Source organism: Geomonas subterranea (genome assembly GCF_019063845.1).
GTDB lineage: Bacteria > Desulfobacterota > Desulfuromonadia > Geobacterales > Geobacteraceae > Geomonas > Geomonas subterranea.
In genome coordinates, this window is sequence record NZ_CP077683.1 from 2,307,033 (window position 1) to 2,321,947 (window position 14,915).

At 61.4% G+C, this 14,915-nt stretch carries 14 protein-coding genes; 4 read left to right on the forward strand and 10 right to left on the reverse strand.

What is annotated here, in order from left to right; genetic code table 11:
• Positions 1 to 16 precede the first annotated feature (16 nt).
• Positions 17 to 2,407 carry an ATP-binding protein gene (locus KP001_RS09955; protein ID WP_217289356.1) on the forward strand — a complete coding sequence of 797 codons (2,391 nt, stop codon included), beginning with the start codon at positions 17 to 19 and terminating at the stop codon, positions 2,405 to 2,407.
• 30 nt (positions 2,408 to 2,437) lie between these two features.
• Here KP001_RS09955 and KP001_RS09960 read toward each other — a convergent pair whose 3' ends face one another.
• The 7 genes from KP001_RS09960 to KP001_RS09990 all read right to left on the reverse strand — a co-directional run bounded on the left by KP001_RS09960 (position 2,438) and on the right by KP001_RS09990 (position 10,649).
• Positions 2,438 to 3,679 (reverse strand): amidohydrolase family protein, encoded by a 1,242-nt coding sequence (locus tag KP001_RS09960; protein ID WP_217289357.1) that lies wholly within the window; start codon positions 3,677 to 3,679, stop codon positions 2,438 to 2,440.
• A 280-nt stretch (positions 3,680 to 3,959) separates the two neighbouring features.
• On the reverse strand, positions 3,960 to 4,364 hold the full coding sequence (gene panD / locus KP001_RS09965) for an aspartate 1-decarboxylase (protein WP_183351179.1): 405 nt from the start codon (positions 4,362 to 4,364) through the stop codon (positions 3,960 to 3,962).
• Positions 4,365 to 4,368: 4 nt separating this feature from the next.
• Entirely contained in the window at positions 4,369 to 5,208 is an 840-nt protein-coding gene (gene panC / locus KP001_RS09970; protein WP_217289358.1) for a pantoate--beta-alanine ligase, read from the reverse strand.
• Positions 5,205 to 6,008: a 3-methyl-2-oxobutanoate hydroxymethyltransferase gene (gene panB, locus KP001_RS09975; RefSeq protein WP_217289359.1), complete on the reverse strand. Its 804-nt coding sequence runs from the start codon at positions 6,006 to 6,008 to the stop codon at positions 5,205 to 5,207. The genes panC and panB overlap by 4 nt, the downstream gene beginning before the upstream one ends.
• Positions 6,009 to 6,436: 428 nt before the next feature.
• Positions 6,437 to 8,428, reverse strand: a complete 1,992-nt coding sequence (locus KP001_RS09980; RefSeq protein WP_217289360.1) for a methyl-accepting chemotaxis protein — start codon at positions 8,426 to 8,428, stop codon at positions 6,437 to 6,439.
• 100 nt (positions 8,429 to 8,528) lie between these two features.
• On the reverse strand, positions 8,529 to 9,614 hold the full coding sequence (locus KP001_RS09985) for a 6-phosphofructokinase (RefSeq protein WP_217289361.1): 1,086 nt from the start codon (positions 9,612 to 9,614) through the stop codon (positions 8,529 to 8,531).
• A gap of 393 nt (positions 9,615 to 10,007) precedes the next feature.
• Positions 10,008 to 10,649 (reverse strand): peroxiredoxin-like family protein, encoded by a 642-nt coding sequence (locus KP001_RS09990; protein ID WP_217289362.1) that lies wholly within the window; start codon positions 10,647 to 10,649, stop codon positions 10,008 to 10,010.
• Between the two features lie 209 nt (positions 10,650 to 10,858).
• On the opposite strand from KP001_RS09990, the gene KP001_RS09995 reads away from it, so the two are divergent.
• From KP001_RS09995 to KP001_RS10005, 3 genes are all read left to right on the forward strand, one after another.
• Positions 10,859 to 11,095 carry a hypothetical protein gene (locus KP001_RS09995; protein WP_217289363.1) on the forward strand — a complete coding sequence of 79 codons (237 nt, stop codon included), beginning with the start codon at positions 10,859 to 10,861 and terminating at the stop codon, positions 11,093 to 11,095.
• 63 nt (positions 11,096 to 11,158) lie between these two features.
• Positions 11,159 to 11,617, forward strand: a complete 459-nt coding sequence (locus KP001_RS10000; protein ID WP_217289364.1) for an iron-sulfur cluster-binding oxidoreductase — start codon at positions 11,159 to 11,161, stop codon at positions 11,615 to 11,617.
• Positions 11,618 to 11,620: 3 nt separating this feature from the next.
• The gene (locus KP001_RS10005) at positions 11,621 to 12,169 is read left to right on the forward strand and encodes a hemerythrin domain-containing protein (RefSeq protein WP_217289365.1); all 549 of its coding nucleotides are present in this window, start codon (positions 11,621 to 11,623) and stop codon (positions 12,167 to 12,169) included.
• 240 nt (positions 12,170 to 12,409) lie between these two features.
• On the opposite strand, the gene KP001_RS10010 is transcribed toward KP001_RS10005, so the two are convergent.
• The 3 genes from KP001_RS10010 to ribH all read right to left on the reverse strand — a co-directional run bounded on the left by KP001_RS10010 (position 12,410) and on the right by ribH (position 14,886).
• Positions 12,410 to 13,717 carry a homoserine dehydrogenase gene (locus tag KP001_RS10010; RefSeq protein WP_217289366.1) on the reverse strand — a complete coding sequence of 436 codons (1,308 nt, stop codon included), beginning with the start codon at positions 13,715 to 13,717 and terminating at the stop codon, positions 12,410 to 12,412.
• A 263-nt stretch (positions 13,718 to 13,980) separates the two neighbouring features.
• Positions 13,981 to 14,418 (reverse strand): transcription antitermination factor NusB, encoded by a 438-nt coding sequence (gene nusB / locus KP001_RS10015; RefSeq protein WP_217289367.1) that lies wholly within the window; start codon positions 14,416 to 14,418, stop codon positions 13,981 to 13,983.
• The gene (ribH, locus tag KP001_RS10020) at positions 14,419 to 14,886 is read right to left on the reverse strand and encodes a 6,7-dimethyl-8-ribityllumazine synthase (RefSeq protein ID WP_216498300.1); all 468 of its coding nucleotides are present in this window, start codon (positions 14,884 to 14,886) and stop codon (positions 14,419 to 14,421) included.
• Positions 14,887 to 14,915: the final 29 nt, after the last annotated feature.

Genomic DNA, 14,915 nt, shown 5'->3' on the forward strand with positions numbered 1-14,915 from the left:
CCAGGCGGTGACACAGATGTCTTCCCGATTCTTCACAACCAGGCGGTACGCACTGTCTTTATGCTTTATCTGGGTGCTGCTCATCGCCGTTTCGCTGGCATGGTTTTACGTACAGCATGAAAACAACCTCAACGAAGTCGCCAAGGCGCAGGCCCGCATCGCTTTCCAGAAGGACCTGCTGTACCGAAAGTGGGCTTCCCAACATGGCGGAGTCTACGCCCCCGTCACCCCGCGGACTCAACCCAACCCCTACCTGGCCCACATCCCGGAACGAGATATCACGACTCCCTCGGGCAAGAATCTGACCCTCATCAACCCCGCCTACATGACGCGCCAGGTTTTCGAACTGGCGGAATCAGAAAAACAGATCGCCCGGGGACACATAACCAGCCTGAACCCGATCAGGGGTGAAAACACCCCCGACCCCTGGGAACGAAAGGCGCTGGAAATGTTTGAAAAGGGGGCGCAGGAGGTGAGCGAGATGGTCACGATCGACGGCCGCCGCTTCGTAAGGCTCATGCGCCCGTTCAAGGTCGAGACCTCCTGCCTGAAGTGCCATGCCGCCCAAGGCTACAAGAAGGGCGACATCCGCGGCGGCATCAGCGTAACGGTGCCGCTCGCACTCTTCTCGGCAGGTTCCAACCGGGTGCTCGCCAGTACCGCGGCCACGTTGCTGCTGATAGGGGGCGTGGGGGTCATCCTGATCCTGGTGGGGGCACGGCAGCTCTCGCAAAGTTCGTCCCGTCTGGAGGAGACCAACGCCGAGCTGTTGAACGAGGTGGCCGAACGCGAGATCGCCCGGGAACAGCTCCGGGAGCAGGCCGTCCTTTTGGAGGAGGAAGTTGCCGAACGCCAGGCAGCGCAGGAGGAGGCGGTAGCGAACCAGAGGAAGCTGCAACTGATAATGGACTCCACCCATGCCGCCATCTACGGCATCGACACCTCAGGAAAGTGCATCTTCGCCAACAGGACCTGCCTGGAGCTTACCGGTTACGACCGCCTGGACGAGCTGCTCGGCAGGAACATGCACGACCTCATCCACCACACCCTTCCCAACGGGATCCCCGCGCCGGTGGCGCAATGCAACATATTCCGCGCCTTCAACGAAGGAGCAGGGTGCACGGTGCGCAACGAGGTATTCTGGCGCAAGGACGGCACATCTTTCCCGGTGGAGTACTCATCGTATCCCATCACGAACGACGGCGTCATCGAGGGGGCCGTGGTCAGCTTCGTCGATCTCACCGAGCGGATCGCCCTCGAGGCACAACTGCGCCAGGCACAGAAAATGGAGGCCGTGGGACAGCTGGCGGGGGGGGTGGCTCACGACTTCAACAACGTGCTGCAGGTGATAAGCGGCTACGGGAGCATCTTGAAGATGGATGAGAGGCTCGACGAGCGTCAGAAACAGGAAGTCGACCAGATCCTTTCGGCAGCGGAGCGGGCGACGCAACTGACCAGGGGACTGCTGGCTTTCAGCCGCAAGCAGGCGATCACCCTGGCACCGGTGAATCTCAACGACGTGGTGGAAAGCGTCCGAAAATTCCTGGTGCGGATCATCGGCGAGGATATCCAGCTGAAGACGACTCCCGTTGCGGGAACCCTCTACATCATGGCCGACCTGGGACAGCTGGAGCAGGTCCTCATCAACCTGGCCACCAACGCCAGGGACGCCATGCCGAGGGGTGGCGTCCTCGCCATCGAAACGGGGAGCCAGGAGGTGGAATCCCCGCTGGACCAGGAATCAGGAGAGCACAAGCCGGGGCACTACGCGGTGCTCACGATCGCCGACACCGGTTGCGGCATGGATGCGGAGACCTGCAAGAGGATCTTCGAGCCGTTCTACACGACGAAGGAGGTCAGCAAGGGAACGGGGCTGGGGATGGCCATAGTCTACGGCATCGTGAAGCAGCATAACGGCTTCATCAACGTCTACAGTGAACCGGGCCATGGCACTACCTTTAGGATCTACCTCCCCATCTACCACTCGGACCGGGTCCGCGACAGTGACGACTGCAAACAGGCAGCGCCGCCGCGGGGAGGGAGCGAGACCATACTGCTCGCAGAGGATGACGAGGGGGTGCGCAACCTGGTCCTCTCCGTGCTGACCCGCTTCGGCTATCGCGTCATCCAGGCGGTGGACGGCCAGGACGCGGTGGAGAAGTACCTCGCGCACCGGGACGAGATCAACATGATACTGCTGGACCTGATCATGCCGCGCAAAAACGGCACGGAAGCCTACGACGAGATCGCCAGGCACGATCCCGGGGCGAAGGTGTTGTACGCGAGCGGCTACACGGCGGATTTCATCAAGAAGCGGGGGGTACCCGAGGAGGGAATCGACCTGATCATGAAACCGATCCAGCCGATGGAACTGCTGCGCGCGGTGCGGGAGATCCTCGACGCGTGAAGGGGGCGCAGTTTAGATACGCGAACAGGGCTACGGCGCCGGCACCCCGGCGAGGTAGACCCGCTCCAGGCGCCCCTTGGCCAAAACGGTGGCTTCGACTCCGGCGCCCGCGTCGCAATTGCAGCCCCCAAGAACGAGAAAATCGGCCCGCTTTCCGGCCTCGAGAGATCCGGTGCCGGAATCGATCCGCAGGGCACGGGCGCCCCCCAGGGTGGCCATGAAGAGAAGTTCGGCACTGCTGAACACGCCGGGGGCTATCTGCTGGAGGAAATGGATCTCGTCCCACAGCGAGAGCGAATCGTTGCTGGCAAGCGAGTCGGTGCCGAGGGCGAGGAGAAGGCCGGCCTCCTTCAAAAGCTTGTGGGGCGCGCACCCGACGAAGAGACGGTCGTTGCTGCGCGGGCAGAGCACCACGCTTACGCCGCGTTCCTTGAGGATGGCGACGTCGTTGGGGGTGACGTGGACGGCGTGCACCGCCAGCGTGGCGGGGTCGAGCACACCAAGCCCGTCCAGGTAGCGCGTCGAGGTGGTGCGCATCGGATGAGGCAGGTACTGCTCCCAATGCGCCATCGGGTAGAGCAGTTCGGCGATGGGGCCAGTGGTGTCGTGCATGAAGGAGGCTTCCTCGGCGGTCTCGGAGAGATGCACGGCCTTCAGTGCACCCGTCTTGTCGCAGAGGTCCTGCAGGCAGCGAAACAGCTTCGCGGAAACCGTGTGGGGGGTGTGCGGGGAAAGGCCGGGGAGAAGTCCCCCCTGCAGGGTCTCGAGTGTCGATTCCATCCTCGCCACCAGCGTGTCGCACAAAAGCGGGTCGTGCCCGATCGCTTCCAGGAAGAGCCTGCCGGTGAGCGGTGTGTCACGGTACAGGGGCGCCAGGGAGTGGTCGGAGAGGATGTCGCCCACGGCGGTGGTGCCAAATCCCAGGCTAAGCCGCATCCCTTCCCTGACGGAATGCTCCAGTTCCCCCGGTTCGAGGGCACGCTTTATCTTCACCACCTGCTGGATCCACTCCACGTACCGCTTGGGGAGGTAGTCGAGCTGCTTGCGCAGCTTCCAGGCGGGGAAATGGGTCAGCTCCAGGTGGGTGTGCGCGTTCACCAGCCCCGGCATGATCACCGACTCGTGCAGGTCGGTGACCGGCGCGGAAAACTGCGCGCGCAGCTCGTGGGCCTTGCCGACCGCGACGATGCGCCCGTCTTTGACGGCAAGGGCGCCCCCCGCTATGGGCGGAGAGGAAATCGGCAGCAGGTAGGAAGCGGCATATATTCTCATTCGAAAACCCCGCAAGACAAAGAAGCTTTACCACAGAGGAATCGGAGGATCACTGAGGTCTCAGAGGAAAACCACAGGAGCATAGTTTAACAGGTTCTGTGCTCCAGGCTAATGGGAAAGAAGCGGCGAGACGCCCCTCACCCCGCCCCTCTCCCAGAGGGAGAGGGAGATAAAAGCACAAGGGGCGGCCGCAGCCCCCCTGACAGAAGGAGCTAAAAGAAAAGGACGCTGACGAATTAGCTTTCCATCAGCGTCCCCTATTGTGTCTGGCGATCGGCGGCTAGTTCTTCCAATGCACGCTTTTCAGGGTGGCCTGACCGGCGGCTTCCTTGCGGGTGGGGAGCATCTTGTTCTTCTCGTCGACGAAGACCAGTTTCGGCTCGTGAGCGATGGCCTCGGCGTTCTCCATGTTGACGAAGCTCGCGATGATGACCAGATCCTGCGGCGCCACCAGGCGGGCCGCCGCCCCGTTGATGCAGATGACGCCGGAGCCGCGCTCCCCCTCGATGGCGTAGGTCTCGAAACGGCTGCCGTTGGTGACGTCCCAGATGCAGACCGCCTCGTACGGTATGATGTCGGCTGCTTCCATGAGGTCGAGATCGATGGTGATGCTCCCCTCGTAGTGGAGATCGGCACCGGTGACGGTGGCGCGGTGAATCTTGCTCTTCAGCATCTTCCTGTCCATATTCTTATTCCTCCCCAAGTACAGTGTTGTCGATTAATCGTACCGAGCCGACCCGCACGGCGAGTGCGAGCAGCGTCCTCTCATCAGCTGTCTGCAACGGAAGCAGGGTGTCCTGATCCCTGAACTCCAGGTAATCGAGCTCCGCGACGCTCTCTCTTTCTATCAAAGCCAAAGCCTTCCGCCTCAACACGGCGACGCTGCGTTCGCCGCCCCGGAAGGCGTCACGGGCGGCGGCGATGGAGCGGGAGAGGCACAGGGCGGGCTCACGCTGCTCCGGGGTGAGCCGGGCGTTGCGGGAGCTGAGGGCCAGGCCGTCGGCCTCGCGCACGATCGGCATCCCCACGATCTCGACGTCGAAGTTGAAGTCCCGCACCATGCGCCGGATCACGGCGAGCTGCTGGAAGTCCTTCTTCCCGAAGATGGCGACGGCGGGCATCACGATGTTGAAGAGCTTGGCGACCACGGTGGTGACGCCGCGGAAATGCCCGGGACGGCTCGCCCCGCAGAGCTCAGTGGTGAGCCCCTCGACGTTCAGGTAGCTCTGGTAGCCGGCGGGGTACATCTCCGCGGCCCTGGGGGCGAAGATGACGTCCACTCCGGCCGCCGAGGCGACCTTCCTGTCGCGCTCGAAGTCGCGGGGATAGCTGTCCAGGTCCTCGTTGACGCCGAACTGGGTCGGGTTGACGAATATGCTGACGACGACGGTCTTGGCGCGGTTGCGCGCCTCCACCATGAGGGATGCGTGCCCCTCGTGCAGGTAGCCCATGGTGGGCACCAGGGCGATCTCGCCCCGTCTTTGCCGCGCGAACTCCTGCATCTGGGCGACGGATTCGATGACTATCATTTGAAACAATGCCTTTCTTCGGGAAATGCGCCGCCCTTGACGTCGGCGATATAGGTGGCGACCGCCTCGCCGATGACCGGTGCCAATTCGGCGTAGCGCTTGACGAACTTGGGAGAGTACTTGCTGCACAGCCCCAGGATGTCGTGGATCACCAGCACCTGCCCGTCGCAATGAGGGCCGGCACCGATGCCGATGGTCGGGATGGTGAGCTCCCGCGTGATCCGCTGGGCGAGCCCCATGGGGATCCCCTCGAGGACCACGGCGAAGGCGCCGGCCGCCTCGACGGCGCGGGCGTCCTCGATAAGTTTCTCCGCCTGCGCGTCACCCTTCCCCTGCACCTTGTAGCCACCCATGCGGTGCAGTGACTGCGGGGTGAGTCCGATGTGCGCCATCACGGGGATGTCCATCGCGGTGATGGCGACGATGGTTTCGGCGACGTTGACGCCCCCCTCGATCTTGACGGCGGCGGCGCCACCATCCTTGACCAGCAGCCCCGCGTTGAGACGGGCGCTCGCCAGGTCGGTCTGGTAGGAGAGAAAGGGCATGTCGGCCACGACGAACGCCTTGGGGCGCGCCCGCATCACGGCTCTCGTGTGGTAGATCATGTCTTCCATGGTGACCGGCAGGGTGTTGTCGTACCCCGCCACCACGACCCCGACCGAATCCCCGACAAGGATCATGTCGATCCCGGCGGCGTCGATGATGCCGGTCAGCGGGAAGTCGTAGCTGGTGAGGACCGTTATCTTTTCCCCTTCCGCTTTCATCCTGTGAAAGTCGAGAACGGTTTTGGCTTTCTGCATCTTTCTTCGACTCCTGTGGTGGTAGTGGCGGTTCCGGGCGAATGATTATTCGCCCCTACAGCAGGTTGGGCGTATCCTCCCCCTGCCCTCACCCCAGCCCTCTCCCGGGGGGCGAGGGAAATCGTATACGGGTGAACAGAACGGGGTGTTTACGGACCCGGGGTATCCGGCGCGCCGGGCTCGATATCGGAAAAACCGCAGCGCGGGCAAAAAAAAACGTCTCCGGTGAGGAAGACGCTGTCAAAAAGAGATCGCGCACATGACTGGGCGCAGCTCTGTTCAGCTTATCGCTTCCCGTACCGGTTCCTTACGAAATCCAGGCGGTATGTCCGTACTGCCGGCGCCCTTCGCGGCTCCACTTATCGATAGCGGGCCAAACGCCGTTACAAACTAGCACAACGGTTACGACAAAGTCCAGACTTTTCTGCCTACTCCGCGCTCGCCCTGATCTGCTCGAGCTCCTTGACCACCTGGCCGCTTTCCTGCTGGCGCTGCTCTATGCTGTCGAAGATGGCCTCGGCCATCCTGGTGACGTAGTCGATGCTCCCCTTGATTTCTCCGCTATCCACGCTCTGACGCCCGGCGGCGCTGACCATGTCATGGCTCATCTCCTTGACGTCCTCGAGCGCGCGCGCCACGTCCTTGGTCGCCTGCGCCTGCTCCTTGGAGGCCTTGAAGACCTGCATGGTCATGGAGCTTACGTCTTCGATGGAGCGGGTCACCAGCTGCACGCTGGAAGCCTGCTCCTCCGTGGCGAGCTTGATCTGCTCGGTCATGTCCAGCGCCTTCTGCGAGCTCTCAAGGATGCTGCACAGGGAGGCGCCGGTCTGCTGCCCGAGCTTCACCCCCTTCTTGACCAGTTCCTTGGTGCTGGTCACGTTGTCCGAAGCGGTGCGGGACTCGGACATGATCTCCTCGATGATCCCGGTGATCTCGCCGGTGGAGAGGCCGGTCTGCAGCGACAGGTTCCTGATCTCGTCGGCGACGACGCCGAAGCTCTTGCCGTACTCGCCGGCCTGCGCCGCGATGATGGAAGCGTTCAGCGCCAGGAGGTTCGTTCTCTTGGTGATGTCGTTGATCACGCTGACAAACCCCTCGATCCTGCCGCTGTTGGCGCTCAGGCGTTTGATCCCCTCGTAGGAGAGATCGACCGAGCGCTGGATCTCGGCCAGGGCGGAGACGGTTTCCTGCACGATCCGGGTCCCGTCCTCGGCGTGCTCCTTGACGCGGCTGGAAAGGCTGTGGGAATGGCTGGTGCTCTTCTCGACCTGCCTGAGTGTCGAGGAGATCTGCTCCATCGCGGAGACAGACTTGTACACCGAGTCGGAAAGCGCATCCATGTTCTGGGTGATCTGGTCGGTGGAGACGGAGATCTGGGCGGCGGAGACACTCGCGCTGTCGACCGACTCCATGACACCGTGGCTGGCGGCGTCGATCTTCAGGGCACCTCCGGAGAGGGACTCGGCGGCGTTCATCAGGCGGTAGAGGTTGGAGGAGAAGTTGTCCCGCTTCTGGGAGAGATCGGCGAAGGTCCGCCCCAGTTCCAGGGTGAGCCGGTCGATGGACTGCAAGAGGCTGATGCGCATGAGCGCCGCGGCGGCCTGGTCGGCGAAGAGACGGATGGTGTCGACGTCGGTATCGTTGAGGGCGCGGTGGCTCTTCTTGTTGTCCAGCCCGAACACCCCGATGGTCTCCCCCTTGAGGAGGATGGGGCAGAGGATGAAGGTAGAGGAGCGCAGGGGCTCGATGGCATCGTAGGGGGCCTGCAGCAGGAACTCGGCCGGGTACTTGGAGATGTCTTCCACGAAGAAGACCTGCTTCTCAGCGAAGCTCTTGTAGATGACGCCGGAACGGGAGTCGAGCGGGACGGTGACTTCGGGCCCGACCGCGCTGTCGTTGCCGGCGCTGGCGGCGAAGTAGAGGTTCTTGCGCTCCGGGTCGGCCATGAGCACGTTGACACGCTCGTACCCCAGCACCTCGTGCAGCCCTTCCACGCAGAGGGCAAGCACGTCATCGCTGCGCACAGCCTTCTGGATCCGGCTGTTGATCTTGTGGAAGTTCTTGATGTTGTTATCGAGAACCTTGTAGCGGTTTTCGAAGAGCTTTTTCTGGCCGTCCACTTCCTGGACCAGCTGGTCCAGTTTTGCACCCTTTTGGTGCAACTCGTCTATGGCCCTGCCGATGAAGAAGCCGACGACCGCGAGCACCACCGCGGTCCCCCCTCCCATGTAGACGTAGAGGGCCATGCCTTGGGCGCTTTGGGTCATTTCGGAGAAAAGCTGTGCGGTGAGGGGGAGGTTGGGGTCCGAGAAGAGCAAGAGACGCAGGATGATCCATCCCAGGGGGGCCATGGACCCCAGTAAAAAGCCGGCAAGCGCATACAGCTGGCTCCTGTTGGCTCCGGCAATCGGGTTATTCATATGTAAGCCACCTCGTTGCGTTCTTTGCCGCTGGGTGCGGCCGGAGAAATTTTCCGCAGTCTAGTTCAGAGATTAGGCAAAGTCAACCATATCCTTAATGTTACCTGCCGAGCATGATCCCCAGCGCCTCCGCATGCCGCACCATTTCTCCCGCCGGATCGATCAGCTTGAGGCTGCGCACGGCATCCTCGATGGGGACCGACGTGATGTGACGCCCCTTGAGGCAGACCATCTGGCCGAAGGAGCCGGCCTCGACCAGTTCGACCGCTTTCACCCCGAACCTGCTGCCGACAGAGCGGTCGAAGGTGGAAGGCGTGCCGCCGCGCTGCAGGTGCCCAAGCACCGTCACCCTGATGTCCATCTCCAGCACGCCCCCGAGTTCCCGGGAGAGCGCCTCCCCCACCCCGCCAAGCCGCTCTACCACCGATTTTCCCCCAGCGGCCTCCTTCAGCACCCGGTTTCCTCCCTTGGGATAGGCCCCTTCCGCGACCACGACCACGCTGAAGCGCCGGCCGCGCTTGCAGCGCGCGATGATGGCGTCGCGGATGCGGTCGATGTCGTAGGGGATCTCGGGGATGAGGATGACGTCGGCGCCGCCGGAGATACCCGATTCGAGTGCGATCCAGCCGGCGTAGCGCCCCATCACCTCGAGCACCATGACGCGGTGGTGGCTTTCCGCCGTGGAGTGAAGCTTGTCCAGGGCGTCGGTGGCGGTCTCGAGGGCGGTGTTGTAGCCGAAGGTGACGTCCGTTTCCATGAGGTCGTTGTCGATGGTCTTGGGCACCCCCACGATGGGGACCCCGCGCCTCATCATCTCCTGGGCGATCTTGAGGGAGCCGTCCCCGCCGACCACCACCAGCGCGGTCAGCCCGAGCTTATCGATCCTGGAGCATACCTCCTCGGAGACGTCGACCAGTTCCACCTTCCCGTCGCGCATGATGGGAAAGGCGAAGGGGTTGCCGCGGTTGGAGGTCCCGAGGATGGTGCCGCCCCGCGGCAGTATGCCGCGTACCTCCTCGAGCCCGAGGGGGCGGCACTTTTCCGGGTGGAGGAAGCCGTCGAAGCCGTCCTCGATGCCGACCACCTCCCAGCCGCGCCCGACTGCCGCCTTCACCACTCCCCTGATCACCGCGTTCAGCCCGGGGCAGTCCCCCCCTCCGGTCAGAATACCTATTTTTGTAGCCATAGATCCCCCCCTGTGAAACGAAAAACTGGAAGCTTCAACGCAAAGGCGCCAAGGCGCCAAGACGCAAAGCAGAAAAAACAGGATTTACTGCAAAGGCAAAAACAAAAAGACAACTTCATTTTTAACGCAAAGACGCAAGGGCGCAAAGAATAAAGCAACAACTAGAAGAAAGTCTGAAACTATTACCCCCAAAAGGGTGTTTCTCCTTGCGCCTTCGCGGCTTTGCGCCTTTGCGTTAAAGCTTTTGCTGCGATTGTTTTTACGATAACTTCTTTTGTTAACGCAAAGACGCAAAGAATAAAGCAACAACTAGAGGAAAATCTGAAACGATTACACTCACAGGGGTGTTTTCTTTGCGTCTTCGCGGCTTTGCGTTAAATCATGCTTTAGGTTCTATTGTTTCAGCGCGTCGAGGATGGCCTGCGGCTCCAGGCGGTCCCTGGGATCGCTGTCGGCATAGCTGGTGATGATCCTGCCGTCCCGCCCCACGACGAAGGTCCCCGGCATGGGGAGCTCCCACGATTCATCGGCGTTGAATTCGGGGAGGTTCACCCCCAGATCCTTGTAGAGCCCCTGGACCCAGTCGGGGAGCCGGTACACCAACCCGTACCTGCGCGCCACCACGTTGCCCAGATCACTCAGCACCTCGTACTGCAAAAAATTCTTCAATAGCGTCGCCTGCGACTTGTCCGGACTCTGCGGCGAAATCGCCATCAGCGACGCACCGCGCTGCAGTATTTCCGGAAGTATCTTCTGGTAGGCCCTCAACTGAAGGCTGCAGTAAGGTCACCAGATCCCCCGGTAAAAGGTGACCACGGCGGGACCGTGCGCCAGCGCGTCGGCCAGCGCCACCGGAATCCCCACCGCGTTTGGGAGGACAAAGTCGGGTGCGGCGTCGCCCGCCCCGGGAACCTCGGCCGTGATCACCTTCTGCGCGATCTCGGCGTAGGCACGATCAAACTGCACCTTCACCTCCGGGACCAGCGCCATGCCCTGCTCCAATCGTTCGATCTGAGATCTGAGGTCCTGTTCCATAACGCCTCTCCGCTTTTTCCCCGCGACCACCACTATTTTCCCGCTGCGCCAGCGATTCATTTTACGCTGATTCGCCAAAACGTCAATGTTTCTCCGCAATTCCGCCTGCCGGGCACAGATTCAGACAATTGTATATTTTTGACCCAGGTCATAAACAATTTGAAGGGAGAGAGGTATTGTCAGATCATCAAGAACACGGGAGGAAACAGATGGAATTCAAAAACGGCTTGGGCGATACGGCGATTCAAAACGTGATTGCGAACCACCCGGAGATCGGGGAGATTCTTAACCGCTACGAGATCGGATGCGTCACCTGCAAGGTCGGCATCTGCCTCCTGAAGGACGTCGTCTCCATCCACGGCCTGACGCAGGAGCAGGAAGCGGCGGTGGAAACAGAAATAAATGACTATTTGGACGCAAAAGCGGAAAATCGCAGGGTCGCCTAGAATATTCGGAACGGCACACGCCACAACCACAACGAACACGACATATAAAAGGGAGAAGTAGACATGGCACATGCAGGATGCGGCTGCCCCGGCAGCATGGCAAGGGTTATCGAGAGAAACGAGGCAACCGAGAACGAGAACACCGTGAAGGCGGCTTCCGAGCTCCGGCAGTGGCCGGTGCAGCTGCACCTGGTCCCCCCCACCGCCCCCTGGTTCCAGGACAGCGAGATACTGATCGCCGCCGACTGCGTGGCGTTCGCGCTGGGGAGCTTCCACAGCGACCTGTTGAAAGGGAAGGCGCTGGCGATTGCCTGCCCGAAACTGGACGACACCGCCCCGTACGTCGAGAAGCTGGCCCGGATCTTCAGCGAGAACAACGTGAAGAGCATCACCGTCGCCATCCTGGAAGTCCCCTGCTGCCGCGGTCTCGACATGATGGTGCGCCAGGCGCTGGCACAGTCCGGCAAGGAGATCCCGCTGGAGACCGCGGTGATCGGCATCAACGGCGAGAGGAGAAACTAGGCCATGAAACAGGACGTCACCCAGAGGCTTAAGGACGAGCACCAGTTGATTCTCAGGATGCTGGCCCTTTTGGAGAAGAACGCGCGGCTCACAGAGGAAGGGACCTTCAAGGATTACCAGTTTTACCTGGACGGTGTTGACTTCATAAGGAACTACGCCGACCGTTTCCACCATGCCAAGGAGGAGGATGTCCTGTTCGAAGCGCTGGTGGAAAACGGCATGCCCCGGGACAACAGCCCGGTAGCGGCCATGCTGATGGAGCACGACCTCGGTCGCGCCTACGTGAAGGCTATGGAAGAGGCGGCGACGAGGGCGCTGAACGGCGAGGCGGGGCAGGAAGAGGCCATCGTCGCCAACGCCAGGGGATACCTGGACCTCTTGCGGGAGCACATCGCGAAGGAGGATGACATCCTCTACCCGCTCGCCGAGCGGATCCTCCCCGAAGGGGTGCGCCACGGCATCGTCGCCGGGTACCAGAAGGCGGAGCAGAGATCGGAGGCGGGGTTCGAGAAGCACTACCAAAGCGTGGTGGAGAAATACGAGAGAGGCTAATCGAAGTTCTACGTTCCAGGGTCTACGTTAAAACTGAACCTGAAAGCGGAACACGGAGGAGACGGAGAAAGGCCACGGAGGTCACGGAGTAAATGAATAGGTTTTGTTTCCCCCCGAAGCGGCCTTTCCTCTGTGTTCTCTGTGAACCTCCGTGTCCTCTGTGTTCCGGGTTTCACTGCAAAGAAAAAGGGCGGAGTCAATTGACTTCGCCCTTTCTTTTTACCGTTGCCGCCCCTCAGCCTATTCGAGGTTGTCCTCGATCCTGATGAAGGTGCTCTTGGCGCGGATGACCTCGAAGGTGTCGATCTCGGCCAGGGCCTTTCTCACGTCCGCCTCGCGCGCATCGTGGGTCATGATCACGATGGGGACTTCGTCCGCGCTTCTCGCACTCTGCAGCATGGAGGCGATGCTGATCCCGCGCGCCCCGAGGGCACCGGCGATGCGCGCCAGTACGCCCGGGCGGTCCAGCGCCTGGAAACGGATGTAGTACTTGCTGACGATCTCACCGATGGGCTTGATCGGCAGGGTGGCGACCTTCTCGTCCAAAAAGCCCAGCGGCGCGCAACGGCGGGTGATGCCGGCGCTCATGTTGCGGGCCAGATCGACCACGTCACCCACGACGGCGCTGGCGGTCGCGTCCATCCCGGCACCGCGGCCGTAGAACATGACCGGGCCGACGAAATCGCCGGTGAGCCTGATGGCGTTGAAGACGCCATGCACGTCGGCCAGCGGGTAGTCGATGGGAATCATGGTCGGATGGACGCGCGCCTCGATCTGGCCGCCGTCCATCTTGCCGATGGCCAGCAGCTTGATGCGGTAGCCGAAGGTGTGGGCGAAATCGACGTCCTCGCAGGTGATCGAGGTGATCCCTTCCGAATAGACGTCCTTGAGGTCGATCCTGGTGCCAAAGCAGAGCGACAGGAGGAGGCAGAGCTTGTGCGCGGTGTCGACCCCTTCGATGTCGAAGGTGGGATCCGCCTCGGCGTAGCCGAGTTCCTGCGCGCTCTTCAAGACTTCGGAGAAGTCCGCCCCTTCCTGCGTCATCCTGGTGAGGATGTAGTTGCAGGTGCCGTTGACGATGCCGAGCACGGTGGAGAAGCGGTTGCCGGCCATGTTCCCCTTGATCGCGGAGAGGACCGGAATGCCTCCGCCAACCGCCGCCTCGTACAGGACCTCGACGCCGTTTTTCTTGGCAGCGGCGTAGATCTCCTCGCCGTGTACCGCCAGGAGCGCCTTGTTAGCGGTGACCAGGTGCTTGCCGTTGCCGATCGCCTTGAGGGCGAAGCTGCGGGCGGGCTCGTAGCCGCCGATCAGCTCGATCACAACGGAGATCTCGGGATCGGCCAGGACGTCTTCGGCGTTTCTCGAGAGGGTGATCCCTTCGGTACTTACGCCGCGGTCGGTGGTGATGTCCAAGTCGACGATGGTCTTCAGAGAGATCCGGGTGCCGGTCTTCTCGGAGAGGAGGGTGGAGTTTTCCTTGAGCAGCTTCACGACGCCGGCACCGATGGTGCCGAAACCAAGCAGGCCTACCTTAATCTCTTCCATATTCCCTCTTTGATCGATTTCAGATTTTAAAAAAACACTGACATTTCATACAGGGATGAAGGGGATGCAAGTGATAAAAACTAAATCCCCCCTGTCCCCCTTCGCAAAGGGGGGGACGCCAGGCCGACGTTCTCAACATAGGCCGGCATCCCCTGCACGCCTGCTTAGGTTCAGGTAAGGGAGCAAGGCGGGTTCCGCGGTCTCACATCCCCTTCATCCCTGTTTGCTTATCCCGTTTATCCCCTTCATCCCTGTTCGTTTATCTATTCCTTGTCCGTCACGCTGGAGGCAATCTCGTCGAGGATGCCGTTGACAAAGGACGCGGAATCGTCGGCACCGAACTTCTTGGCGACTTCGATGGCCTCATTCATGGTGACGTTCTTCGGGATGTCCGGACGATACAACAACTCGAACACGGCCAGGCGCAGGATGTTCAGATCCACACGCGCCATGCGGGCCATGCTCCAGTGCTTGGATTTTTCGGCGATGCGTCCGTCGATCTCCTGGAGGTGGCCGGCAACGCCGCTCACCAATTCCGATGCGAAGGCGTAGGCCTTGGAGTTGGCGGAAAGGGTCGGATCCTCGCCTTCACCGAAGCTCTCGATGATGCGCTTGAGCGTGGTGCTCGGGTCCTGGGTCACCAGGTCCTTGGAGTAGAGCGCCTGCAGCGCCAGTTCTCTACCTTCTCTGCGTGTGGTCAATTATTTCATCTCCCTGAACAGGTTTGCGGTCTCGATCACCGTTACGGCGGCTTCGAAACCCTTGTTGCCGGCCTTGGTCCCGGCGCGCTCGATCGCCTGCTCGATGGTGTCAGTGGTCAAAACGCCGAAGGCGACGGGAACCCCGGTCTCGAGCGAGACGTGGGCGATCCCCTTGGATACCTCGGAGGAAACGTAGTCGAAGTGGGGGGTGGAACCGCGGATCACGGCCCCCAGACAGATGAGCGCGTCGTAGCTGCCGGTTTTGGCCAATTTCTGCGCGGCGAGCGGGATCTCGAAAGCACCCGGCACGCGGACCACGGTGATCTGCTGATCATCGGCGCCGTGACGCACCAGCGCGTCCAGCGCTCCCTCGAGGAGCCTCTCCCCGATGAAGCTGTTGAAACGGCCAACGACGATGGCGAACTTGAGCCCTTCAGCGTTCAGCTTTCCCTCTAAATATTTAGGCATAATGACTCCAGTAAAACCAAAATTAAGAT

What these genes read in the sequence shown, in the direction of transcription:
- KP001_RS09995 (WP_217289363.1), top strand. Translation starts at nt 10,859, where the DNA reads ATGGAATTCAAAAACGGCTTGGGCGATACGGCGATTCAAAACGTGATT.
- KP001_RS10010 (WP_217289366.1), bottom strand. Translation starts at nt 13,717, where the DNA reads ATGGAAGAGATTAAGGTAGGCCTGCTTGGTTTCGGCACCATCGGTGCC.
- KP001_RS09985 (WP_217289361.1), bottom strand. Translation starts at nt 9,614, where the DNA reads ATGGCTACAAAAATAGGTATTCTGACCGGAGGGGGGGACTGCCCCGGG.
- panD (WP_183351179.1), bottom strand. Translation starts at nt 4,364, where the DNA reads ATGGACAGGAAGATGCTGAAGAGCAAGATTCACCGCGCCACCGTCACC.
- KP001_RS10005 (WP_217289365.1), top strand. Translation starts at nt 11,621, where the DNA reads ATGAAACAGGACGTCACCCAGAGGCTTAAGGACGAGCACCAGTTGATT.
- panC (WP_217289358.1), bottom strand. Translation starts at nt 5,208, where the DNA reads ATGATAGTCATCGAATCCGTCGCCCAGATGCAGGAGTTCGCGCGGCAA.
- ribH (WP_216498300.1), bottom strand. Translation starts at nt 14,886, where the DNA reads ATGCCTAAATATTTAGAGGGAAAGCTGAACGCTGAAGGGCTCAAGTTC.
- KP001_RS09955 (WP_217289356.1), top strand. Translation starts at nt 17, where the DNA reads ATGTCTTCCCGATTCTTCACAACCAGGCGGTACGCACTGTCTTTATGC.
- KP001_RS09960 (WP_217289357.1), bottom strand. Translation starts at nt 3,679, where the DNA reads ATGAGAATATATGCCGCTTCCTACCTGCTGCCGATTTCCTCTCCGCCC.
- KP001_RS10000 (WP_217289364.1), top strand. Translation starts at nt 11,159, where the DNA reads ATGGCACATGCAGGATGCGGCTGCCCCGGCAGCATGGCAAGGGTTATC.
- panB (WP_217289359.1), bottom strand. Translation starts at nt 6,008, where the DNA reads ATGCAGAAAGCCAAAACCGTTCTCGACTTTCACAGGATGAAAGCGGAA.
- KP001_RS09980 (WP_217289360.1), bottom strand. Translation starts at nt 8,428, where the DNA reads ATGAATAACCCGATTGCCGGAGCCAACAGGAGCCAGCTGTATGCGCTT.